Annotated in this window: 21 protein-coding genes; 4 read left to right on the top strand and 17 right to left on the bottom strand. The window is 62.8% G+C overall.

Translation table 11 applies throughout. The annotated features are described in order from the left end of the window. Positions 1-40: 40 nt before the first annotated feature. The 3 genes from D0Y60_RS09435 to D0Y60_RS09425 all read right to left on the bottom strand — a co-directional run bounded on the left by D0Y60_RS09435 (position 41) and on the right by D0Y60_RS09425 (position 6322). Positions 41-2545, bottom strand: a complete 2505-nt coding sequence (locus D0Y60_RS09435; RefSeq protein ID WP_158565444.1) for a calcium-binding protein — start codon at positions 2543-2545, stop codon at positions 41-43. A 490-nt stretch (positions 2546-3035) separates the two neighbouring features. Beyond that, positions 3036-5972: a calcium-binding protein gene (locus D0Y60_RS09430; protein ID WP_117369103.1), complete on the bottom strand. Its 2937-nt coding sequence runs from the start codon at positions 5970-5972 to the stop codon at positions 3036-3038. Between the two features lie 161 nt (positions 5973-6133). Beyond that, entirely contained in the window at positions 6134-6322 is a 189-nt protein-coding gene (locus D0Y60_RS09425; protein WP_117369101.1) for a hypothetical protein, read from the bottom strand. A 477-nt stretch (positions 6323-6799) separates the two neighbouring features. Here D0Y60_RS09425 and D0Y60_RS09420 point away from each other — a divergent pair, with 477 nt between their 5' ends. After that, positions 6800-7612 (top strand): hypothetical protein, encoded by an 813-nt coding sequence (locus tag D0Y60_RS09420; RefSeq protein ID WP_117369099.1) that lies wholly within the window; start codon positions 6800-6802, stop codon positions 7610-7612. 212 nt (positions 7613-7824) lie between these two features. Next, entirely contained in the window at positions 7825-8802 is a 978-nt protein-coding gene (locus tag D0Y60_RS09415; RefSeq protein WP_147324516.1) for a hypothetical protein, read from the top strand. A 53-nt stretch (positions 8803-8855) separates the two neighbouring features. On the opposite strand, the gene D0Y60_RS25215 is transcribed toward D0Y60_RS09415, so the two are convergent. The 5 genes from D0Y60_RS25215 to D0Y60_RS09395 all read right to left on the bottom strand — a co-directional run bounded on the left by D0Y60_RS25215 (position 8856) and on the right by D0Y60_RS09395 (position 13510). Continuing rightward, positions 8856-8987, bottom strand: coding sequence for a hypothetical protein (locus tag D0Y60_RS25215; RefSeq protein WP_281048136.1), 132 nt, complete (start codon positions 8985-8987; stop codon positions 8856-8858). A 90-nt stretch (positions 8988-9077) separates the two neighbouring features. Then, the gene (locus tag D0Y60_RS09410) at positions 9078-10730 is read right to left on the bottom strand and encodes a calcium-binding protein (protein ID WP_117369095.1); all 1653 of its coding nucleotides are present in this window, start codon (positions 10728-10730) and stop codon (positions 9078-9080) included. A 99-nt stretch (positions 10731-10829) separates the two neighbouring features. Further along, positions 10830-11204: a DUF1491 family protein gene (locus tag D0Y60_RS09405; protein WP_117369093.1), complete on the bottom strand. Its 375-nt coding sequence runs from the start codon at positions 11202-11204 to the stop codon at positions 10830-10832. A 115-nt stretch (positions 11205-11319) separates the two neighbouring features. After that, entirely contained in the window at positions 11320-12051 is a 732-nt protein-coding gene (locus tag D0Y60_RS09400) for a peptidoglycan-binding domain-containing protein (RefSeq protein ID WP_117369091.1), read from the bottom strand. Then, entirely contained in the window at positions 12023-13510 is a 1488-nt protein-coding gene (locus tag D0Y60_RS09395; protein WP_245409150.1) for a HAMP domain-containing sensor histidine kinase, read from the bottom strand. Before D0Y60_RS09395 ends, D0Y60_RS09400 begins: the two co-directional genes overlap by 29 nt. Positions 13511-14053: 543 nt before the next feature. On the opposite strand from D0Y60_RS09395, the gene D0Y60_RS09390 reads away from it, so the two are divergent. Beyond that, positions 14054-14482 carry a DUF5330 domain-containing protein gene (locus tag D0Y60_RS09390; RefSeq protein WP_117369089.1) on the top strand — a complete coding sequence of 143 codons (429 nt, stop codon included), beginning with the start codon at positions 14054-14056 and terminating at the stop codon, positions 14480-14482. Between the two features lie 132 nt (positions 14483-14614). Then, a complete protein-coding gene (locus D0Y60_RS09385) occupies positions 14615-15034 on the top strand; it encodes a SufE family protein (RefSeq protein WP_117369087.1) in 420 nt (139 codons plus the stop codon). Here D0Y60_RS09385 and D0Y60_RS09380 read toward each other — a convergent pair. The 9 genes from D0Y60_RS09380 to D0Y60_RS09340 form a co-directional block, all read right to left on the bottom strand. Continuing rightward, on the bottom strand, positions 15031-16113 hold the full coding sequence (locus D0Y60_RS09380; protein ID WP_158565442.1) for a hypothetical protein: 1083 nt from the start codon (positions 16111-16113) through the stop codon (positions 15031-15033). The two genes, D0Y60_RS09385 and D0Y60_RS09380, sit on opposite strands and share 4 nt — an antisense overlap. A gap of 1 nt (position 16114) precedes the next feature. Continuing rightward, entirely contained in the window at positions 16115-17251 is a 1137-nt protein-coding gene (locus tag D0Y60_RS09375; RefSeq protein ID WP_117369083.1) for a cache domain-containing protein, read from the bottom strand. Between the two features lie 154 nt (positions 17252-17405). After that, positions 17406-18194 carry a DUF6456 domain-containing protein gene (locus tag D0Y60_RS09370; RefSeq protein ID WP_117369082.1) on the bottom strand — a complete coding sequence of 263 codons (789 nt, stop codon included), beginning with the start codon at positions 18192-18194 and terminating at the stop codon, positions 17406-17408. After that, positions 18187-18648 carry a helix-turn-helix domain-containing protein gene (locus D0Y60_RS25020; protein ID WP_245409136.1) on the bottom strand — a complete coding sequence of 154 codons (462 nt, stop codon included), beginning with the start codon at positions 18646-18648 and terminating at the stop codon, positions 18187-18189. Before D0Y60_RS25020 ends, D0Y60_RS09370 begins: the two co-directional genes overlap by 8 nt. 256 nt (positions 18649-18904) lie before the next feature. Then, on the bottom strand, positions 18905-19339 hold the full coding sequence (locus tag D0Y60_RS09360) for a MucR family transcriptional regulator (protein WP_117369080.1): 435 nt from the start codon (positions 19337-19339) through the stop codon (positions 18905-18907). A gap of 424 nt (positions 19340-19763) precedes the next feature. Next, entirely contained in the window at positions 19764-20120 is a 357-nt protein-coding gene (gene mnhG, locus D0Y60_RS09355; protein WP_117369079.1) for a monovalent cation/H(+) antiporter subunit G, read from the bottom strand. Next, positions 20120-20482: a cation:proton antiporter gene (locus D0Y60_RS09350; RefSeq protein ID WP_117369077.1), complete on the bottom strand. Its 363-nt coding sequence runs from the start codon at positions 20480-20482 to the stop codon at positions 20120-20122. Before D0Y60_RS09350 ends, mnhG begins: the two co-directional genes overlap by 1 nt. After that, on the bottom strand, positions 20482-20955 hold the full coding sequence (locus D0Y60_RS09345; RefSeq protein ID WP_117369076.1) for a Na+/H+ antiporter subunit E: 474 nt from the start codon (positions 20953-20955) through the stop codon (positions 20482-20484). The genes D0Y60_RS09350 and D0Y60_RS09345 overlap by 1 nt, the downstream gene beginning before the upstream one ends. Position 20956: 1 nt before the next feature. Further along, on the bottom strand, positions 20957-22498 hold the full coding sequence (locus D0Y60_RS09340) for a Na+/H+ antiporter subunit D (RefSeq protein WP_117369074.1): 1542 nt from the start codon (positions 22496-22498) through the stop codon (positions 20957-20959). Positions 22499-22508 lie beyond the last annotated feature (10 nt).

Below are 22508 nucleotides of genomic sequence, written 5' to 3'. Positions count from 1 at the left end.
AAAAAGGGGCGTTGCCGCCCCTTTGCTGAGAAATACGCGCTCAAAGCAGGAAGTCGCTCGCGGTGAAGGTCACGAGCGGATCGACTGCGATGGTGAAATCCGCCTTGCCGTCGCCGTTGATATCGCCATGGATGAGCGTGTCGCCCGACTTCTGCTCGAAGCGCAGCTCGCCCACCTTGTTGTGGAAGGCGCTCGTGCCGATGAAGCTGAACGCCTGGTCGCCCGCCAAAACGCCATTGGCGTCGATGGCATGAAGGTCGATCCGGTCGCCCTCGGCATGCGAGAAGTCGAAGATCTTGTCCATCGCCGTCGTCTTCGAGTCGGAGGCAGAGTTGAAGACGAACATGTCCTTGCCCGCACCGCCATAGAGCTGGTCGGCTCCCGCACCGCCGACGAGCGTATCGTTGCCCGCCATGCCCTTCAGGATGTTGACGCCGGCATTGCCCGTCAGCGTGTTGGCAAGCTCGTTGCCCGTGCCGTTGAGATTGCCCGTGCCGGTCAGCACCAGCTTCTCGACATTGGCGGCAAGCGTGTGGCTCACCGAAGCCTTCACCGTGTCGGTGCCCTCGCCCGAAAGCTCGACGACCTTGTCGCCGGCATTGTCGACCACATAGGTGTCCTTGCCGAGGCCGCCTTCCAGACGGTCGGCGCCAGCGCCGCCGTCCAGCAGGTCGTTGCCCGCCATACCCTTCAGGATGTTCTTGCCCGCATTGCCCGTCAGCGTATTGGCGAGTTCGTTGCCCGTGCCGTTGAGGTTGCCCGTGCCGGTCAGCACCAGCTTCTCGACATTGGCCGCAAGCGTATGGCTGACCGAGGCCCTCACCGTGTCCGTACCCTCGCCGGAGAGTTCGACGATCTTATCGCCGGCATTGTCGACGACGAACGTGTCGTTGCCAAGGCCACCCTCCATCCGGTCCGCACCCGCACCGCCATCGAGCACGTCGTTACCGTCCATGCCCTTCAGGGTGTTGGCGCCGGTGTTGCCCGTCAGGGTATTCGCGTCGACGCTGCCCGTGCCGTTCAGATTGGCCGTGCCCGTCAGGATCAGTTTTTCGACATTGGCCGAAAGCGTATAGCTCTTCGACGCTTTCACCGTGTCCGTGCCTTCGCCGGCAACTTCCGTGATGATGTCACCGCTGTCGCCGACGATATAGGTATCGTTGCCCTTGCCGCCGACGAGCGTGTCGAGGCCACCCTTGCCGTCCAGCGTATCGTTGCCGTCCATCCCTTTCAGCGTGTTCTTGCCGTCATTGCCCGTCAGCGTGTTGGCGCCGGCATTGCCCGTGCCGTCGCTATCGGAAGGACCTGTCAGGATCAGCTTTTCGACATTGTCCGACAGCGTGTAGCTCACCAGGGCCTTGACCGTGTCCGTGCCCTGGTCCTTGAGTTCCACAATCGTGTCATCGGCATTGTCCACCACATAGGTGTCGTTGCCGATCCCGCCCTCGAGCAGGTCCGAATTCAAGCCGCCGTCCAGCATATCGTTGCCGGCCATGCCCTTCAGCGTGTTGTGCCCGTCATCGCCGGTGATGATGTTGGCGAGCGCGTTGCCCGTGCCGCTGATATCGTCGGCGCTGGTCAGCGTCAGGTTTTCCACATTCGCCGTCAGCGTATAATCAATGGCGGCTTTGACGGTATCGATGCCTTCACCCGCAATCTCCGTGATCGAATCGCCGACATTATCGGCGACATACGTATCGTCGCCTGCGCCACCGCGAAGCATGTCGACATCGTCGCCGCCGTCCAGCGTGTCGTTGCCGATGCCGCCGAAGAGGACGTCGTCACCGTTGCCGCCATTCAGCGCATCGTCGCCCGCACCGCCGTCCAGATAGTCGGCGTCATTATCGCCGTAGAGGGAATCCGCGCCGGCACCGCCGACAAGCGTGTCGCCGCCGCTTCCACCATAGACATTGCCGGCCGACACGGTGCCGAGTTTGCCGTCATACACGTCCGAACCGCCACCGAGCTCGATATTGCCGGTCATCACACCGCTGTTGACCACAGTGTCCATGGCGCTGATGCTGTCGGGGGAATAGTACGCTCCGAGTTTTCCGGAAACCGTGCCGTTGTTGGCGAACCACATGGATTCCGTCGCAGCGGATCCGCGGACGAATCCGTAATTCGACGCATCAATGCCGCCGTTGTTGGTGATCAGGCTGCCTGTTGCAGTGCTCGCACCGTTAAAGCTGATGCCGATCCTGCCATCGATCTGGCCGTCGTTCGTGATGTCGCTGAACGTGCCCTTCAGCTCGATGGCCGCGCCGTCGAAGCTCTTGACGAGTGCCGTGGAGGACAACATCACCTTGTAGCTGTTGTCCGCGCTGGCATTGTCACCCAGCAGAATGGTGGTCTTGCCGCCGAGAACCGTGCCGCGGATGTCCAGCGTATTGTTGCCGGCCAGGGCGCGGACCGCAGCATCGCCGCTCGATATGGCATCCGTCCGTGCCACCGTTGCATCCTCGCCAACGAAGAGCATGTCACCATAGGACATCTCCGCCCGTACGCCCGCGCCGATCGAATCCGCCGAGAAAACCTTGAGTACCATTGTCATTCCCTCTCATCTTTGAACCCCGCGCCGGCGACCACCGCCTGCATCCGGGAAAAATCATTGCCGGGTCTGCCGCATCGAAGGTTCCCCTGCCCGGGGTGCCGAAATCGGACACGAGTCATCCCGCCGGAGGCCGCCGCCTGGCGACTTCCGTTTCAACTCCTGCTGTTCCGACAATGCCTCTCCGCAAAGTGTCCGGTATTGATTACCGTCAACACGAAACTACTTGAAGATTTATTCGATAAATTCGAAAGAAAACGCAACTTTTTTAATTTAAACGAAATTACTTCGAAGAAATACTGAAATATACTTGAAACCCAGTTGAAACGCGCCTGAAACAATTCGCTGAAACGGACATTCCAGCGCGGCGCACAGCCTCAATCGCCTTGCAGCTGAAACAATCGGAATGTTTCGCGATAGGAAAAACGCAAACAACTCCGGGCAAAAACCCGGAGTTGCGCTGAGGCCGGCGCGATTGCCGTGGCGATCAGAGCAGGAAGTCGCTTGCCGTCAGGGTGACGAGCGTGTCGAGTGCGATGGAAAAGTCCGCCTTGCCGTCGCCGTTGATGTCGCCGTGGATGAAGGTGTCGCCGGACTTCTGCTCGAAGCGCAGCTCGCCCGCCTTGTTGTGGAAGGCGCTCGTGCCGATGAAGCTGAACGCCTGGTCGCCCGCCAAAACGCCATTGGCGTCGATGGCGTGCAGGTCGATCCGGTCGCCCTCGGCATGCGAGAAGTCGAAGATCTTGTCCATCGCCGTCGTCTTGCTGTCGGCCACAGAGTTGAAGACGAACATGTCCTTGCCCGCGCCGCCATAGAGCTGGTCGGCTCCCGCACCGCCGACGAGCGTATCATTGCCCGCCATGCCCTTCAGGATATTGGCGCCCGCATTGCCCGTCAGCGTGTTGGCGAGTTCGTTGCCCGTGCCGTTGAGGTTGCCCGTGCCGGTCAGCACCAGCTTCTCGACATTGGCGGCAAGCGTGTGGCTCACCGAAGCCTTCACCGTGTCGGTGCCCTCGCCCGAAAGCTCGACGACCTTGTCGCCGGCATTGTCGATGACGAGGGTGTCGTTGCCGATGCCGCCTTCAAGACGGTCGGCACCTGCGCCACCGTCCAGCACGTCGTTGCCGGCAAGGCCGTTCAGGATGTTGGCGCCCGCATTGCCCGTCAGCGTATTGGCGAGTTCGTTGCCCGTGCCGTTGAGGTTGCCCGTGCCGGTCAGCACCAGCTTCTCGACATTGGTAGCCAGCGTATGGCTCACCGAGGCCATCACCGTATCCGTGCCCTCGTCGGCGAATTCCACGATCCCGTCACCGCCGCTGTCGACCATATAGGTGTCGTTGCCGGTGCCGCCCTCCATGTGGTCGGTTCCCGCGCCACCATTCAGCGTATCGTTGCCGGCAAGGCCGATCAGCGTGTTCTTGCCGCTGTTGCCCGTCAGGATGTTGGCGGCGGAATTGCCCGTGCCGCCGATGTCGCCGGTGCCGGTCAGGGCGAGGTTTTCCACATTGTCCGCCAGGGCGAAGGTCACCGAAGCCTTGACCGTATCGGTGCCCGTGCCGGCACCGGAGGCCTCCACCACCACGTCGCCGGCATTGTCGACGACGAAGGTATCGTTGCCCTTGCCGCCTTCCATTCGGTCGCGGCCCGCGCCGCCGTTCAGCAGGTCGTTACCGTCCATGCCCTTCAGCACGTTCTTGCCGGCATTGCCCGTCAGCGTGTTGGCATCCGCGCTGCCCGTGCCGTTGATATTGCCCGTGCCTGTCAGGATCAGCGTCTCGACATTGGCCGAAAGCGCGTAGCTTTTCGACGCCTTCACCGTATCGGTGCCCTCGCCGGAAAGCTCGACGATCGTGTCGCCGGAATTGTCGACGACATAGATGTCGTTGCCGATGCCCCCTTCCATCTGGTCCACACCGCCCCTGCCGTCCAGCGTGTCGTTGCCCTTGAGGCCCCTGAGCAGATTGCTGCCGGCATTGCCGGTCAGTGTGTTGGCATCATCGCTGCCCGTGCCGTCGATATCGTCCGCGCCCGTCAGGATCAGCGTCTCGACATTGGCGGAAAGCGTATGGGTGACCGACGCCTTGACCGTATCGGTCCCCTCGCCCGCCAGTTCGGTAACGGTGCCGTCGCCATCGTCGATGATATAGGTATCATCACCGGCACCACCTTCGAGCACGTCGGCACCACCGCCGCCGCCGTAGAGCATGTCGTTGCCGGCCATGCCCTTCAGCGTGTTCTTGCCCTCGTTGCCCGTGAGGATATTGGAGCGTTCATTGCCCGTGCCGTCGATATCGGTATTGCCGGTCAGCGTCAGATTTTCGACATTGGCCGAGAGCGTGGTGCTCACAGATGCCTTCACCGTATCCGTGCCCTCGCCCGAGAGCTCAGTGACCACGTCGTCCACGTTGTCGACGATATAGGTGTCGTCGCCTTTACCGCCGATGAGCGTGTCGACGCCCCCTGCGCCATCGAGCGTGTCGTTGCCGTCGAGGCCTATCAGCGTGTTCTTGCCGCTGTTGCCGGTCAGACTGTTGGCGATCGCGTTGCCGGTACCCGTGGTGTCATTGACCCGCAGCCGCAGGTTCTCGATATTGTCCGCAAGTGTATAACTGGAAAAGCTGTCGACAAAATCGGTCCCCTCGCCGGCCTTTTCAACGATCACATCGCCGGCCTCGCTGACGATATAACTATCATCGCCCTTGCCGCCCTCCATCTGGTCGATACCCGAACCACCATCGAATCTATCTTCGTCTGCGCCTCCAAGAAGCGTATCGTTGCCTTCACCACCGAAGATGGTCCCCTCGGTTTTGCCGTCGCGGCCGTCATAGGTGTCGTTTCCGCCACCGAAGCCAATGTCACCGACGATGAGGCCCGTGTTGTTGATGATATCGACAGCATCGGCCCCACCGCCACTAAAGGCGGTAAAGCCGCGGAGCACGCCGGAATTGTTGATCACAAGCTTTTCGGTCGCGCCGGGATAGCGCGTGATAGCGGTGCCGTAGCTGACAATCTCGCCGCTGTTGTCGACAACGCTTTCGGTATTCGCATTGCTGCCGCCGATGATCAGGCCGCTACTATAGCCACGTATCTCGCCTCGATTTTCGACATGAGACATCCATCCGGCTACAACCGCGCCAGCCGAATAGTAGCTGCGGATGATACCGCCTTCACCAAGATAGAGGCTGTTGAGTATGTCTGCGGCCGGATCGTCGCCGAGAGAGACGCCCACACCGGTCGAAACGACATTGCCGTGGATTTCCGCTGTTTGCTTGCTACCCGTGCCGATAATCGCCGCCGCAGTACCGGGGGCTATGTCTGTGCGGCCGACGGTGACACCGGAAGCGACGAAGATGCTATCCGTTGCACCGAGGTCCGCGCGGATGCCGGTGCCAATGCTGTTCGTGCCGAAAATCTGTATTGCCATTGCTTCTCTCCAATCCAATGTTGGAGAGCAAACGCCACAACCTTCGGCATTATTCTCAGAAAAAATATCTTTTTACGTGCAATATTTCAGCAATATTTGCGAAACAAACCTGCGCGACAATGGGCGCGCGTTGCACTGGATGTAACCGCTATAAGCCGCGGTCAGGGCCGGCGGGCCGTGTCCGGGGCGCTCGCCTTCGCCGCCTTGCCGCGGGCCGCAAGCATGGCGGGGGTCAGGCGCTCGTAGCGCACGCCCGTGAAAAGAAGAACCTGGGCCGGAGCCGCATGTGGAAGGGGAACGCGTTTCGGGGTTCGCGCAAGCCATTCCTTCAATCTAACAACGTCTGCCATTCTCGCCTCCAAAAGAAGAATCGAGACGGATGAACTACTCCTACTAATTTCACCCTGCCCTTTCGGGCCGGTGCATCCGGTTCCGTCACCCGGCTGCGACGCACATTGTCATCCCAGTCGCATACGGGTGGAAAACGGCGATAGGGGGCCAGAAGTTTCCCATTCACGGGAATGTGTCTGGTGACCGCCCGGTATCCGGAACATCGCACCTTTCCCAACAGGAGCGGAAGCCGTTTCGACGCACCACCGTTCCCATGCTCGAATCATAACACGTCTCAAACAAGAAACGAGCCGATCCATACCCCTAAAACTAACGACCAATGGGTTAACATGTTGTTAATCCTAACGTGGACGATCGCATCGCACTGTTCCCCGCGGCACAAGCCGAGGCCAGCACGGCGTAAAAACCTTCCGTTAACGGCTGAACAAGCATCGCTGGCGTAAGCTGCATGCGTTTGTTTACGCAAGGATTTGGCCATGAGCTTCTGGGGCAAGACCATCGACACCCGATATGATTTCCGGGCGTTCGACCCGAAGCACATCTGGGACTGGGGTCTCGTCACCATCGGCAAGGGCACCGAGATCGATTTCGGCGATACCAGCGGCATCTATTCGATCGACTTCGCCGACAGGGAGATCGCCATCCGCTTTCAGGATATCGGCGTCTTCTCCAACTCTTCGCGCAACGGCCCGGCCTTCGTCGATTACAACGACACGCTGAACCGCATGATCGGCTTCAGCCTGCAGACCAATATGAAGGGTCTCACGGCCAGCGACATCACCGTCTATGACAACGAATTGCGGATCGACTGGCGCGGCACGTCCTTCAACACCGACACCTATGTGCTCATCAAGGTGAAGTTCCAGTACGACGCCATCAACGGCACGAACGCCGACAACATCCTCAAGGGCACGAAATACGACGACTTCTTCTTCGGCAAACGCGGCGCCGACACGATGACCGGCGGCACGGGCGCCGACCATTTCATCTTCGCCACCGGCGATACCGGCGGCACGACGGCCACCGCCGACCTCATCAAGGACTTCAAGCCGGCCGAATTCGACGTCATCGATCTCAGCCGCTACGATGGCAATTCCACCCTTGTCGGCGTGCAGGATTTCAAATTCATCGGCACCAAGAAATTCTCCAAGGTCGTCGGCGAGCTGCGCTACGAGAAGGTCGGTGCGGAGACCCACATTACCGGCGACACGGACGGCGATGGCAAGGCCGACATCATGATCCGCCTCACCGGCAAGATCGATCTGACCGCCGATCACTTCATCTTCTAATGGCACAGGCGGCGCGTACCTTTACCGCATGTTAATCATAACGCCGTTAGGATTGTGTTTACGGTCGCCCCGCGCGACAGGCGCTCAATCAGCGAGAACCGATTGATGACGGAGACACGGCAGGCACGCCGCGATCCGCTCCGGGTTCCGCTGGTTTCGCGAAGGACAGATGGATGCGGCAAGGGGCTGCCGTTTCGGGGATAGGGTGTTTCGTGGCGGACAGGTTTCGCGAACTGGAGAGACCGCAGGCAGGGCGGCCGAAGGACATCGTCTTGATGGCCACGGTGTCGAGCTTCGAGAGCCTGCGCTTTCCTTCGAAATCTGATCTGCGCCAGTTCGGCGAACTCTTCGCGCCGCTTTACGCCGCCTCTACCGAGGAAGCCCGCCGCCAAGCCGTTGCCGCCCTTTCCCGCTGCCCGCAAATCCCCGATGAGGTCGCCGTCTTCATCGCCCACCAGCCGATCGGAATTGCCGCCATCTTCCTTATGGGGTCAAAAGCGATCGCCGATAGTGTGCTGATGCGCGTCCTGCGCACCGCCGGCCCGGACCATGCCCGCGCCATCGGCAAGCGCGACGATCTCTCGCCCGCCGTTATCGAGGCGCTTGTCGGCAGCCATCAGGATCATGCAAGCCGCCGCACCGGTGAGGACCGTGCGGCAGCGCTCGCCGAGGCCGCACGTCTGGAGCGAGAAGAGGACATGCGGGCGGAACTGCGCGCGCTGGTGCGGGCGGCGACGCCTGCCGCCGAGATACCGGTCAGGCTCGATGCCGCGACCGAGGTGCATCAGGCGCTGTTCGTGCGTTTTGCGCGCGCCGGCGAGATCGGCATGATCGCTGTCACGCTCGCCGACGCGCTCGCCTCAAGCCAATGGCTGTCGGAGCGTATCCTGCTCGACGTCTCCGGCCGGCAACTGGCCGAAACGCTGGTGGCGCTGGCCGTGCCGGCGGAAGACTGCCTGTTCGTGCTGGGGAAAATCTACCCGCACCTGGCCGAGGGTGGCGCCGAAGCGCTGATCGCGTCGCTAGATCCGGCCGAAGCAACCCTCCGGGTCGAAAGCTGGCAACGGGCGGATAGCTACACGAACGGCGATGGCTTGCCGAAGGCGGCCAACAGTGAAAGCACGAATGCGGACGGGCAGGATCACCACGACAGGTCCTCCAGGGACGGGCGGCACCGCGCCGCCGGCTGATCGGCTTTCTCAAGGTTCCGCCGGGCGGAACCGATCGATTTCGCAAATTGTTTTCAGAAGACTGGGCGCTTGGCCGGCGCGCGAAGTGCGACACCTTCGTTGCGCTCGGCGGAGAGCGCGGCCAGCATGGTCACGACGAACATTCCCGAAATCAGCAGTGCAAGGGCGGGCAGCACGATAAACATGGGCGTTTCTCCAAGGGTTCACAGGCCGTTGCCTGTGCCTCCCTTTTCCCATGGGCCCGCTTTCACCGCTGTTCCCGCCGGAACAGGTGGTCAGAACAGGAAATCCGCCTTCGACAGATCCGAGAGATCGACATGCTTCAGCGTCAGCACATCGGTGCCCGCCTTGATCAGCACGTCATCGCCGCTCTGCACCGCATGGTTCTTCATGAGATCCGTAAAGCTCGTAATGGCGGCGAGATTGGAGAAATCGATCCGGTCAGTGCCGGCCACGAAATCCGTCACCGTATCCTTGCCCGAGCCCTTGGAGAAGATGAAGACATCGGCGCCGGTGCCGCCGGTCAGCGTGTCGTTGCCCGCGCGCCCGTCGATGATGTCATTGCCGCCCAGGCCCGACAGCTTGTTGCCACCGCTGTTGCCGATCAGCACGTTGGCGAGCGCATTGCCCGTCCCGCTCATGCCGGCCGTGCCAAGCAGAACGAGCTTTTCGATATTGGCGCCAAGCGTATAGCTCACCGTGGATTGCACCGTGTCCGTGCCGCCATTGACCTTCTCGATCAGCTTCAGCGCCGCATCGCCGACGAGATAGGTATCGTTGCCAGCACCACCGGCCACGGTGCCGACGACCTTGCCCCCGCGCGTGTCAAAACTGTCGTTGCCAGCGCCGAGATCGACATTGCCGCGTATCGTGCCGTTGTTGGTGATGATCTCGACGCCGCTGCCGCCCTTGAGCGCGATGCCTGTGGCGTTGATCGAGCCATTGTTGGAAAGGATGTTCTTGCCGCTGCCGAGAAGCGCCACGGCAATGCCGCTCGTCGCCGTCACGGTGCCATTGTTGGTCAGCGTCGCGGAAGCGCCGTCCATCAGGATGCCGGCGGCCCCCTTGATCGTGCCGTTGTTGGTAACCTCAGCACTCGCGCCGCCGACATCGATGCCCTCGCCGGAGGTCGAGGTCAGCGTCTTGTGGTTGGCGAAATTGACCGAACTTCCATCGAGCCGCACCGCATCCTTGGCGGCGCTGATCGTACCGTTGTTGGAAATGACGGCGCTGGCGCCGGTCACCACAAGCCCCTCGTCGCCGCGCGACAAAAGCTTGCCGTTGTTGGTGATAACAGCGCTCTTGCCGGTCACGAGGACAGCATCCAGCTTGCTGTCGACCGTGCCGCTGTTGGTGACGATCGCCTTCGTGCCGGCGCTGCGGATACCGTCATCGGCGGTCGAATTGATCATGCCGTAATTGGTGATGATCGCGGCGGTGCCGGAAACGGTCACGGCATCGCCGCCGCTCTTGATCGTGCCGTGATTGGTGACGAGCGCATTGTCGCCCGTTGCCTTGATGCCGAGGCCGGCGGTGGACAGCGTCGAACCACGATTGGTGAAATTGATGCTGGCGCCGGCAAAGATGCCCGCCGCCGTGCCGCCCGAGAGTGTGCCGAGATTGGTGAGGATGAGCCCGGTTCCCGACGCCGTCAGCCCGACCAGCTTGGCGGAAACCACGCCATCGGCCTTGATCGTCACATCGCCCGGCTTGGCGGTGATCGCGGCATCGCCGAAGACGATGCCATTGCCGGCGGTGGAGGTGATCCTGCCATCGATGGCCAGCGAGCGGCTGGTGTAGACACCGCCGGCATCCACGGCTGTTGCCTTTGTGGTGATCTTGACGCCGGGATCGAGGATCCACTGGCTGCTGGCCTTGCGGGCAACAAGCGTCGACGTCATGTCGATCTTGATTACATATTTGGTCATTCTATCGGGCGTCCATCATTGACGTAGCCACGTCCTAGCGCCTTATTGGCAAAGAATTCGTTTCCATTGCGGCGACACCGGCAAAGCCTTGCTACAAGGTTAACGTCGGAAGAAGCCGTCGTCCTCCGGTTCCGCCCCGGCAAACTCCAAGAGGTCGCCGAGATCATCCGTCTCGATCGACACGACCCAGAGATCGCTGTCGAAACGCCGCTCCCGCGTAATTGCCTCAGCCACCGCCGTCGTCTCTGTGCGCTCGAGCCGGGTCTCGAACAGCCGCTGCCGATTGCTGTCGTTCTCGCCGAAGAAGCTCTGCGGCGCCGGGGCATAGAGGCTCTCCGTCCCGTCGCGAAAAACCTGCCGCACGAAGACCGCACCCGCCTCCTCCGCCCCCTTCGCCTCGACGGCCGCGAAATCGCCGCGGGCGAACACGCGGCGCATCAGGGCGGAGACGAAGATATCGGTACGAAGACGCATGGCCGGCGTCCTACACGGCGCAGGCCGCAAGGGCAATCGCGAGGTCTGGGGTCATGGGCGCATTGCAGCCCGAGCGGGATCGCTTCGGCCTCGAAAAAGGCAGTAAACGGCGGCGTTACAGCGCGCCAATATCCTTGAGCTTGGCGAGAACCTGCGGGTTGGGTTCTCCCGTCACCGGCAGGCGATAGTGCTTTTCGAAATGGCGGATTGCCACGCGGGTCTTCTCGCCGATCAGGCCGTCGACGGCAATATCCGTATAGGCGATGTTGCTCAGACCCTTCTGGATCTTCATCACCATGTCGCTCGGCACGGGTTTGGCCACGGCGGAGGTAACAGCAGGATCGGCTTCCGCCTCCATGATCGCCGCGGCGATCGGATCAGACTCTTCCTCGGCGACGGGCTTTGCCGTCGTCACCGGCTTATGCTCGATGACCTTTGCCACCTCGTCGAACGGGCGCTCGCCCGGCGTGACGTCGGTGATCTCGGGCAGTTCCTCACCCTCTTCCTGCCGCTCGATGACGAAGGTCGTCACGTCGTGGGGCTCGGGCTTGGTGGCGGTGAAGCCGAGGGAATTGTCGGCCGAGCGGGTCTTCAGAAAGGGCGATGGATGGCCGCCCGGCTGATACCACAGCGCATTGGCTGCGACGAAGGAGAAGACGACGATAAAGGCGCAGGTGCCGCCGATCAGGGCGGGATTGCGCGCGGCAAGCCGGCCGAGCGCGAGAAGCCCGGTGATGACGATGTTCGTCCGGCGCGGCGGCGGTGCGGGCGCACGCGCGCTGGAACGGCCCTTGCGGGCCTGGCCTTGCGGCCGCCGCTCAGGCTGTTTTCTGACGTGCGCGTTCATCTTTCCTGTCCTTGCCATCGAGCGAAGGCTGGTAAACGGTCTCCATATCAGGCGCAAGGCGCGGCGGGAAATCGACGGTGGATGCGCCGGCGGCATGCAAGTCGTTTTCGTGCGCGATGCCTGCGCCATCGGCGGGCACACGGACGGTGATGACGGTGCCCTCGCCCGGCTTGCTCTGGATCATGAACGAGCCGCCATGCAGCGCCACGAGCCCCTTGACCAGCGACAGGCCAAGGCCGGTGCCTTCATACTTGCGGGTATATTCGTTCTGCACCTGCATGAAGGGCTGGCCGATCAGCACCAGCTTTTCGGCGGGAATGCCGATGCCGGTATCGCTGACGGTCAAGAGCAGGTCGCGCCCCTCGCGCGCCGCATCCATGGTGACGATGCCGCCACGGTCGGTGAACTTGATAGCATTGCCGACAAGATTGATGAGGATCTGCTGGATCGCCCGCTGGTCGGCCACCACCTCGCCGATCGCGCGCGGCACGCGGCTCGTCAGCTTGATGCCCTTGTCGCGGGCCTGGAGACCCAGCATCTGCTCGCAGGCGCGCATGCTGTCGGCAATGGCGAAGGGCTCGGTCAGCAGTTCGTAGCGGCCGGCCTCGATCTTCGAAACGTCCAGCATGGTGTTGACCACCGACAGCAGGTGCGAGCCCGACTGGTGGATCAGCGCTACATATTCGCGCTGGCGGTCGTTTTCCAGCTTGCCGAAATATTCGCCCGACAGGATGTCGGAGAAGCCGAGAATGGCATTGAGCGGCGTGCGCAGCTCATGGCTGACGGCCGCCAGGAACCGCGTCTTGGCGTCGTTGGCCGATTCCGCTTCGGCCGCCTTGCGGGCCGTCTCGCTGCGCAGCAGCGCCTCTTCGGAAATGTCGCGCGACTGGGCGACGACGGCGACGAGCGAGCCGTCCAGCGCCGTCATCGCCGTCATTTCCACGCGCATATGCATGAACTGTTCGGCATGCGCCTCGATGCGCGGCCGGTCGATGCGGATATCGACGGTCTCGCGCGCGCCGCCCTGGCGCAGGCGATCGATCGCCGCCACGAAGCCGATGCGGTCGGACACATGGATCTGGTCTAGATAACCGCGGCCCATCGGGTCGCGCATCCAGGTTAGCATGTCGGCGCGGTCGCGGCCGTGCACGGCGGTGACGAAACCGCGCGCATCATGCAGCGTCACCAGTCCGGCGAAGAGATCATAAGGAGAGACCGCAGGTGGCGCGGTTGCGGCCAGCTCATCGGCAAAGCTCTTCACCGGCGCGCGCTTCGGCGCGCGCACGGAGGATACGGCGGCGGCCAGAAGCGCACCGGCGCCGGCGAGCGCCACACCGGCCGGAAGGGCGGCGGAGGCGGGCATAACGGCGGAAAGGGCAAGCGGCAGGCCAGGAACGGCAGCGAGAAGTGCGAGCGTCGTCGCGCGAAGGGAAGCAGACGGGCGCGTGTCGGCGTCCATGCCAGCAACGCCAGCAACGGCGCCCAGGCGGGCCGCCATTCTGTCAGCGATGATGGTCAATTGGCGCAACGCAAAACCCTGTCGTTCATGTTCTTTTCTGTGAGCCCAAAATCGCACCGGCGACTTAGGAAAGGATAAACAGGAGGGGTCGGAAAGGGGGGCAAAAAGCCCCAAAAGTCCCATTTCGGCGCAATCCAACGGCCATTCGTCCGGCGTGGTTAACGGGGCGTAAGCGCCTCATTTTGCGGCATTTTTCTGTTCGTATTAACTTCTGGGGCAAGGAGGGAGAAAGCGGTCTCCCGGCATTCCGGCACCTCGGGGTCAGCGGGGCCGCCTTCATCCTTAACGGCGATCGCTAAAATCTGCCTCAAATGCCCGTCAGGCTGCCGATCGTTCGAATTTTACTTAAAACTGGGCAAAACCTGACTGATTCCTGCAAAGGGGAATTTCCTTCCGGCCCCTATTCTCGCATCAACGGTTCGCCAAGGACCAATCGAGCCGAAGGCCGTCAAGAGCCAAGGCATATAATGAGGATGGCAAGCGATGTGGTTTCTGATCAAGGGAACGTTCTGGTTCTCACTTGTACTGGTGCTGCTGCCCTTCCTGGATCCGGCATCGTCCGCGAAACTGGAAAAGGGTCCGAGCGTCGAGCTCGGCGATACGTTCAGCGCCGCCACCGAAGCGCTTAATTATGTGACGGCCATGTGCCTGGAAAAGCCTGACGTCTGCCAGAAGGGTACCGAAACCTTCGTGGCGCTCGGCCACCGGGCACGGGAAGGCGCGCATATCGCCTACAAGTTCCTCGATACCCAGTTTGCCGAAGACGACGCCGCCGTCGCCAGGGCCGAGCCGGCGGAAGGGGAAGCCCTCGACCAGCCGCTGCCGAAGATGGCGGCCAATGTCGATGCCGACGCCGAGGTGATCACCGGCACCATCGCCATCCCGACCCGCCGCCCCGATCACAAGGGCTAACGCCGGATCCGAGTTTCAACGTTTACTGCCTGCCTGACTCGTTGCCCTGCAACCGCCGTATGGACCCTGTCCCTACGGCGTTTCTTTTTGTGCGCGCCTCGCCTATATCAGGGCAAACCTCGAGAGACCGCCATGGCCACGCTGCAAGAGATCATCGACGACTTCGCCTTCCTGGAAGAATGGGAGGACCGCTACCGCTTCGTCATCGAACTGGGCAAGGCGCTGCCCGATCTGCCCGAGGACAAGCGCACGGCGGCCAACAAGGTGCAGGGCTGCGCGAGCCAGGTCTGGCTCGTCAGCCATACCGGCGACGGTGCTGATCCGGTCATGACCTTCGAGGGCGATTCGGATGCCCATATCGTGCGCGGCCTCGTCGCCATCGTGCTCGCTATCTATTCCGGCAAGCGCGCCTCCGAGATCGCCGCGCTCGATGCCATCGACACGTTCAACACGATCGGCCTCGTCGAGCACCTCTCCTCGCAACGCGCCAACGGCCTGCGCTCGATGATCAAGCGCATCCGCGAGGAAGCGGCGATCAAGGTCGCCGCCTAAACGTAGGCGGCGAAGAGAAACGATACGGCCAGCACGAAGATCAGCGTCGGGATCGCCCACATGATCGCCGTATAGGCCTGTTCCTGCGCATAGGGGCCGAACAGCCGCGCCACCACGTTGAAGCGCGAGAAGACGACGTTCACGAAGAGCGCCGAGGCAAGCCCGATGTAATTCAGCGCAAACAGCCGGTTCACCGTGTTGTCGCCGACCGACAGCACCGTATAGCTGCTGTAGACCGTGAAATTCAGCGCGATGATGGCGAAGAGCCCGCCGATGATGATGTTGACCATCTCATAGGTATCCACCTGAAACACGCCGTCCTCCATGGTGTTGAGCCAGATCGCCAGCTGCGGGATGAGCAGCGACGCGAGCAGCGGAATGAAGATCGAGGCGACGACGAGGCCGAGCTTGCGCTCGATATCGAGCGAGGCGACGACCTGCGCGTGGGTGCCATTGTACCAGCCCGGCTGCGGCGCGCTCTTCAGGTCGATGAGGCCGATGGTCCAGCCGCCGAGTTCCGCATGGACCGAGGGGCGGCTGAAATCGATGTCGGACTGGTCGAAGCGTAGGATCATCTCCGCCGTCGTCAGGCCATCGGCTGCGATCTCTATGGCGAGCTTCTGGCGGTCGAAGGGAAACCGTTCGACATTGACATCGACGGTGAAGTCGGCCGTCACCCGATGCAGCAGTTCCGCCTGGCCGGTCGGGTAGACCTTCAGGCCGTATTCCGAACGCTCCGCCGCGCCGACCTGATTGGCGATGCGCACCGGCGGGGTCCAGATCTCCTTCATGCGCGCCTCGGCGGCGCTACCCCGCAGCGTTTCCGGCGTGCCGCTGCCATCCTGACTGCTCGCGAGGCGCGAATCGGCCCAGCGCAGGCGCAGGTCCACCGTGGCGCGGAATTTCCCCGCATTCTCGTCGAAACTCGCAATCGACAGCACCGTCGCCGCCGCCTGCACGGCAATCGGCAGGCCCTTGTCACGCGGCAGGGTGGGATCGGCGAGTGCCGGGGCTGAGAAGGCGGCGAGGAGCGTCATCAGCGCCGCAAGGCCGGCGGACACGAAAGGGAAGCGCGCCATGTCACGATGCCTTTTCCGGCTCGGCGCGGCGGCTGCGGATGCGCTCATAGAGCCGCAGCATGGGCTGCATTTCCGCCGGGAAGGTTTCCGCTCCCTCGATGGGCGTCAGCGTTCCGCCATTGCCCACCGCATCGAACCGCTCGCCGAGCACGACCAGCGGACGCAACAGGAAGCCGCGCAGCACGATGAGGATGAAGGCGGCGAGCAGCACGATGGCGATGAGGGTGACGACCCCCTGCCAGATCAGCAACCGACTGACGGCAGCGCGCGACGCGCTGAAATCCTGTGTGGCGGCAACGACGCCGAGCGGCGTGCCGGAGCCGCTGGTGACCGGCAAAAGCACGACGCCGCGGGCAAGGCCCTGGGCCTCGCGCACATAATGCGATGGCTCGTTGACAACGGCGATGTCGCCGGGACCGGCAAGCTCGGCCATCAGCTGCGCGTTGGTCGCCTCGATGCGGATATATTTGCCGACGCGGGCCTGCTCGCCCATGCGCTCGGGATCGACGCCCTGGCCATACTCCTTCAGGATGCTTTCGTCGATGAACAGCGCGAGATCGAGGCCGTAGGCGGTCTTGAGGTTGGCGAGCACGCTCCCGTAATCGATGCCGAACTCGAAGGTGCCGATATGGTTTCCGGCCGGGTCCAGCACCGGCGAGACGCCGAAGATGCCCGGCCCGTTGCGCGCAACCGCCGCGCCCTTCATCGGCACCCGTTCCCTATTGGCCGCCACAACGAGCGGACGGGTGCGACTGAGGTCGTCGCCGAATTTATCTGGGTCATGCAGGCGCAGGAACGAGACGGCGTCCGCCGTGTGGAACTGCGCCTGATCGACGCCGTGTCGGGCCTTCTGGCCAGCAAACATCGCCGAAAGCTCCGCATTCAGCCCAGCTCGGTCACCGGCGGCGAAGAGGCGGCGCACGGTCGGCAATTCGGCGACGAGTTCGGCGCGGGCCAGAGCCTTGTTTTCCGAATCGCGGATCGCCGTTTCGACGATCGCCTGCATGGTCTGGAACTGGCTGCTTTCGACGGCATCGGTCATGCCGGAAAACAGGCGGCTCGTTACCAGAGCGGCGCCGGACACGACAATGACGACAGCCAGGATGAGTGCAACGGGAGCGCTGCGCCGGAAGATCATGAAAGGCCTGCGATATTGGAGAAACCGGTATGGTTAGTGCAAAGTTAACAGCATTTTCTAAACAAGGGATAGCGGCATTTTCGACGACCATTTTTGACTGCCGACCCGGGCGACAGCCCCGGTTCGCACCGGGCCCTCGCCCGAATGACGGCCGTCAGCGCGGCAGGTCCGGGCGATACCCCTCGCCGCCCCAGGCATGGGTCCGGCGCGGTGACGCGGCAGGCGGCGCATAATGGCGGGCGAGCGCCATCAGGGCGGCGCGCAACATGAGCTTTGCCGAGCGGGCGGGCCATTGCCGCTCGCGCTCCACCGTCTCCAGCCCCTTGAGGAAGCAGCAGACATCGAGCGCGATGCCAGACAATTCCGGCCCTATCGCCTCGATGGCCTTCGCCACCCTCGCGCGGGCGGCAAGCGCGGTGTCGGTGAGGTCTCGCGCAGTCCCCGCCTCGCCCTTCTGGCGCGTCGCGATGCGCGGCTCCCAGGACATGGTCATTCTCGGCTGCAGACCACCGCGGGTAAAATCGGCATGCAGCCGCTCGCCTGCGGCAAGCGCGTCTTCCGGCAGCCAAGCCTCCCCAGTCTTTTCCTTCAGCCGAGCAAGCGCGGCGAGCGGCGATTCCAGCCGGTTGGCCATCGCCGTCCGCCGGGTGCCGTCCCTAACCACGACGACGGGCGCCAGATCGCGATGCTGTGCAGCGAACGGCGTTTCGGCCTCGCACAAACGGCGCCTGAGATGGGCCTTCGCCTCCGTCGTCGCCCGCAATCGGCCATCCGCGAGGCTGACGAGGCCGCGCCGCACGGCATCCTCAAGCAGCGCGCGGCACAATGGTTGCTTCCGGCCATTCAGGACCAAAAGCCCCTCCCCGTCGAGCGACGCATCGCCGGCCGTCAGCAGAAAACGCAAAAGCTTTGCCAGCGCGGCATCCTCGTTTGCGTCAACCATGGCTGCCGATCCCCGCGGGACCGAAAACCGAGAGCACGACGCGCTCGATCGCCGAGACGAAGGCATCGAAGGCGGCATCGTCGCGCCGGTCCTCGACGACATTGCAGGCATGGCCGACCGTCGTGCGGTCCCGCCCGAAAGCCGCGCCAATATCCGAGAGGGACAGCTGCAGCACGACATGGCAGACATACATGGAAATCTGGCGCACGTGGCAGGTCGAACGGCGACTGTCTCGGCGCCAGAGCGGCCGCTCGCTCGCAAGCGCCGTCATTTCCAGCACCAGCTGGCGCACGATGCGGCAGGCGGTGGCCGACGCCACGGTCGGCGTGTCCAGGCCGGTGATCACCCGCCGCAACCCGCGGCCCGCCGTCCCGGTCTCCTCGCCCTTGGTTTCCAGCACCGCCGGACGGCTGTTTCGGGATGCCCGCCTCTGGGATACGATGAACTGATGCATGACTGGCCACTCCATTGATAGGAATTTATTCATACACCTTAGAGGACAAGCGGGGACGAATGAAGCGTCAATCCGCAATCAGCCATTGAATACGTTCAAAATTTTGGGGCAAACATCCCCTATTTAGGCATATATTCCTTATAGCCACATCAAGCAGGGAGCACCGAGTCGTCAGCGCAGCGACATGCAGCACAACGCAAAAAGGCCGGAGCGGCGCCGCTCCGGCCTTCAATCATGCATGTTCCGCCTTGAAGGCTTATTTGCCCTTGCGGCGCTGGCCCAGGCCCATTTCCTTGGCGAGGCGCGAGCGGGCTTCGGCATAGGCCGGAGCGACCATCGGGTAATCTGCCGGCAGATCCCACTTCTCGCGGTATTCTTCCGGCGTCATGCCATAGTGGGTCATCAGGTGGCGCTTCAGCGACTTGAACTTCTGGCCGTCCTCGAGGCAGATGATGTAATCGTTCTGGACCGACTTCTTGACCGGAACCGGCGGCTTCGGCTTTTCGGCAACGACGGGCGCTTCGACGGCGGCCGAGGGCTGCGTCGTGTTGTTCAGCGCGGCATGCACGTCGGCGATCAGGCCCGGCAGTTCGGCAACCGGGACGACATGATTGCCAACATAGGCGGCGACGATGTCGGCCGTCAGCTCCACAAGCAGATTGGAGTTGGTGCCAAGGTTTGTTTCAGTCATATGTCTCTCCTGTCGGACGAACGGGGGGCTGACGTCTCTCTCCGTCAGCCGGGGCATTAAATTTCGCGCAAAGCAACGATTCCGGGAGATCGGGCGAGCAGATCACATCAACAGACACGCTTCGCCACGAAATACGGACTTTTTGCGTCAATATAACTTTTCTGCATCGCGACCGCCGCGCCAGTTAAGCCAGACCCCGGCTATATACCGGGTGAGCGCGAATACGCTACCAACTCAACTTAAACAGGAAAATCGCATACAAGCTAAATCAACCCGAATGCTTTACTTCACTTGGAATATCATTCCGCAAATCAAAGTCCAGAAATATTTTGGAAAAGAAACCAGAGAGCTTCAACCAAGGAAAACGATCCACGGGAAAGCCGAGGATACTACAAATTTTAAGGGTACGCGTCTCAACGAATTTTCAACGCTTCTTGGCTGCGCGTTCGCGCAGCTCACGCATATCGTCCATCACAGTCAGGCGCGTCAGGCGATAACCGGCTGCATGTGCGGCTTTTGCGACGAGATGCGCCGCCACGGGCGCCGTCAGCACGAAGAAGACGAAGCCGGCGAGCGCACGGGTGAAAATCGCCGCGTCGAGCGAATGGATGCCGGCCGCCAGCAGCATGAGCCCCGAACCGACCGTGCCGGCCTTCGAGGCCGCATGCATTCGGGTATAGACATCCGGCAGCCGCACGATACCGAGCGCAGCGAGGAAGGTGAAGACACCACCCCCTATCAGCATAATGGCGACGACGAGCGCGAGGAGAAGATCCGGCATCAGTGCAGCCTCCGGGCATGGCCGCCGCTGCGGCGCGTCCTGTTGCCGGCCGGTGCCTCGTCCGGCGCGCCCTCCTCGCCCGGCTGCATACCGCGGCTCAGCACGAAACGCGCGAAGGCGACGGTGGCGAGAAAACCGACAAGGCCGAGCGCGATGGCGATGTCGATATAGAGGTTGAAGCCCGTCCGGATCGCGACGACGGCGATGAAGCCGATGGCGATGGCGGTCAACATGTCGAGCGCGACGATGCGGTCCGGCAGGGTCGGCCCCTTGATAACCCGCCAGGCCGTCAGGAAGAAGGCGGCGCACATCAGGAAGAGCGCTATGGCGCAGGCGCCGGAGATGATCGTTTCAGCAGCCATCAGCGGAAGGCCTCCAATATCTTCCTCTCGAAACCGTTGGCGATATCGCGCCGCGTGCCGGCCGGATCGGAACAATCGATGGCATGCACATAGAGCAGCTTGCGATCCTCCGAGACATCGACCGAAAGCGTGCCCGGCGTCAGCGTGATGAGATTGGCAAGCAGCGTAATCTCGAAATCCCGGTCGACCGTCAGCGGAAAGGCGAAGATACCCGGTTTCAGGACCATTTTCGGGCTGGCCACGAGAACCGCGACCTTCCAGGCCGAAAGCGCCAGTTCCTTGAAAAAGAGAAGGAGCAGCGACAGCGCCTTCAGCGGCCGGAAGCGCCGGCCGTCCGGCTGGATATGCCCCCGGATGAGGAAGAGCGACAGCGCGCTCGCCACGATGCCGAGCAGCAGGTTGGGAACGGTGAAACTGCCGGAGACGGCAAGCCAGATCAGCGTGAAGACGGCGATGATGACGACGGGCCGCATATCACTTCCCCTCCGGAAAGACGGAACCGATATAGGCTCGCGGATCGGCAAGACCTTGTGCGGCATGCTGGACAAGCGCCATCAGCCGCTCGGGAAAGAGGCCGAAACCGACCGTCAGCGCAGTCAGGAGGACAAGCGGCAGCAGCGCGCCGGCGGGCATGGTCTGCACCGGCAGCGCCATCGGTGCGGGGCGCCAATAGGCGAGCGCGAAGACGCGGCCGAGCGCAATGGTGGTGAGGAAGCCGGTGGCAAGCACCGCCGCCGCCAGCCACCAGGCGCCGATATCGATCGCCGCCTTGGCCACCATGACCTTCGGCCAGAAGCCGGAAAACGGCGGCAGCCCGGCGGCGGCGAAGAACAGCACCAGCGACAGCGCGGAAAACAGCGCCGAGCGGCCATAGAGCCCGCCGAGGGAATTGAGATCGAAGGAGCCGGCAAGCCGCCCCGCCAGTCCCGCCGCCATATAGAGCGCGGTCATCACCACCATGGAATGCAGCGCGTAGAAGATCGCCCCGCCGATGCCGCCGGGACTGCCGAGCGACAGGCCGGCCAGCATCACGCCGATGCCGGAAATGACGACATAGCCGATGAGCCGGCGAATATCGCTCTGGCCGAGCGCGCCCAGCGCACCGAGCAGCATGGTGGCGACGCCGACCAGCACGATGAGGAAGCTCAACTCCTCCCGCTCGACGGGAAACAGCATGACCAGCGTGCGCAGCAGCGCATAGATGCCGACCTTGGTGAGCAGGCCGGCAAACAGCGCCGACACGACCACGCGCGGCGTGTGATAGGAGGCCGGCAGCCAGAAATTCACCGGGAACGCCGCCGCCTTCATGCCGAAGGCCACGAAATACAGCGTGGCCAGCGTCATCAGCGGCAGTTCGGCGCGGCCGGCCGCCGCCTTTGCCGCGATATCGGCCATGTTGAGCGTGCCGAAGATACCGTAGAGATAACCGGTCGTGACGAGGAAGAGCGTCGTCGCGATGAGGTTGAGGAAGGCGTATTTGATCGCGCCGTCGATCTGGCGCGGCTCGGAGCCCAGCGTGATCAGGCCGAAGGACGCGATCAGCAGCACCTCGAACCAGACATAGAGGTTGAAAATGTCGCCCGTCAGGAAGGCGCCGGAGACGCCGGCCATCAACAGGAGCAGGAACGGATAGAAGCCGTAGCGCCGGCCGCTCGCATCGATATCGGCCAGCGCATGCACGCCGCCGGCAAGGGCGACGACCGCGCCGGCCAGCGCGAAGAGCACGCCCGTCAGGTCGGCCGTGAAGGCAATGCCGAAGGGCGGCAGCCAGCGGCCCATCACCATCGTCACCGGGCCGTTTGCAGCGACATGGGCGAGCAGCAGCGCATCGATCACCACGAGCCCGGCGAGTGCTGGAATGGCGATCAGCGCCTGCAGCCGCACCGATTTGCGCAGCATCAACAGAACCGCGCCGGCAAGGATGCACCAGGCGGGCGGCAGCACGACCAGCCAGTCGGCGGCGGGAACCGGCGTCAGGACGAGGGCTGCGGAAAGGTCGGCGGGATTTGCGGCCATTGGCGGGGCG

Source organism: Shinella sp. WSJ-2, assembly GCF_003432075.1.
Taxonomy (GTDB): domain Bacteria; phylum Pseudomonadota; class Alphaproteobacteria; order Rhizobiales; family Rhizobiaceae; genus Shinella.
Note: the sequence above shows the minus strand (reverse complement) of the source record. Positions and strands in the feature narration are given on the sequence as shown.

Coding starts and splice junctions, on each gene's coding strand:
- D0Y60_RS09435 (WP_158565444.1), bottom strand. CDS start 2,545: ATGGTACTCAAGGTTTTCTCGGCGGATTCGATCGGCGCGGGCGTACGG.
- D0Y60_RS09430 (WP_117369103.1), bottom strand. CDS start 5,972: ATGGCAATACAGATTTTCGGCACGAACAGCATTGGCACCGGCATCCGC.
- D0Y60_RS09425 (WP_117369101.1), bottom strand. CDS start 6,322: ATGGCAGACGTTGTTAGATTGAAGGAATGGCTTGCGCGAACCCCGAAA.
- D0Y60_RS09420 (WP_117369099.1), top strand. CDS start 6,800: ATGAGCTTCTGGGGCAAGACCATCGACACCCGATATGATTTCCGGGCG.
- D0Y60_RS25215 (WP_281048136.1), bottom strand. CDS start 8,987: ATGTTTATCGTGCTGCCCGCCCTTGCACTGCTGATTTCGGGAATGTTC.
- D0Y60_RS09410 (WP_117369095.1), bottom strand. CDS start 10,730: ATGACCAAATATGTAATCAAGATCGACATGACGTCGACGCTTGTTGCC.
- D0Y60_RS09405 (WP_117369093.1), bottom strand. CDS start 11,204: ATGCGTCTTCGTACCGATATCTTCGTCTCCGCCCTGATGCGCCGCGTG.
- D0Y60_RS09400 (WP_117369091.1), bottom strand. CDS start 12,051: ATGAACGCGCACGTCAGAAAACAGCCTGAGCGGCGGCCGCAAGGCCAG.
- D0Y60_RS09395 (WP_245409150.1), bottom strand. CDS start 13,510: ATGGACGCCGACACGCGCCCGTCTGCTTCCCTTCGCGCGACGACGCTC.
- D0Y60_RS09390 (WP_117369089.1), top strand. CDS start 14,054: ATGTGGTTTCTGATCAAGGGAACGTTCTGGTTCTCACTTGTACTGGTG.
- D0Y60_RS09385 (WP_117369087.1), top strand. CDS start 14,615: ATGGCCACGCTGCAAGAGATCATCGACGACTTCGCCTTCCTGGAAGAA.
- D0Y60_RS09380 (WP_158565442.1), bottom strand. CDS start 16,113: ATGGCGCGCTTCCCTTTCGTGTCCGCCGGCCTTGCGGCGCTGATGACG.
- D0Y60_RS09375 (WP_117369083.1), bottom strand. CDS start 17,251: ATGATCTTCCGGCGCAGCGCTCCCGTTGCACTCATCCTGGCTGTCGTC.
- D0Y60_RS09370 (WP_117369082.1), bottom strand. CDS start 18,194: ATGGTTGACGCAAACGAGGATGCCGCGCTGGCAAAGCTTTTGCGTTTT.
- D0Y60_RS25020 (WP_245409136.1), bottom strand. CDS start 18,648: ATGCATCAGTTCATCGTATCCCAGAGGCGGGCATCCCGAAACAGCCGT.
- D0Y60_RS09360 (WP_117369080.1), bottom strand. CDS start 19,339: ATGACTGAAACAAACCTTGGCACCAACTCCAATCTGCTTGTGGAGCTG.
- mnhG (WP_117369079.1), bottom strand. CDS start 20,120: ATGCCGGATCTTCTCCTCGCGCTCGTCGTCGCCATTATGCTGATAGGG.
- D0Y60_RS09350 (WP_117369077.1), bottom strand. CDS start 20,482: ATGGCTGCTGAAACGATCATCTCCGGCGCCTGCGCCATAGCGCTCTTC.
- D0Y60_RS09345 (WP_117369076.1), bottom strand. CDS start 20,955: ATGCGGCCCGTCGTCATCATCGCCGTCTTCACGCTGATCTGGCTTGCC.
- D0Y60_RS09340 (WP_117369074.1), bottom strand. CDS start 22,498: ATGGCCGCAAATCCCGCCGACCTTTCCGCAGCCCTCGTCCTGACGCCG.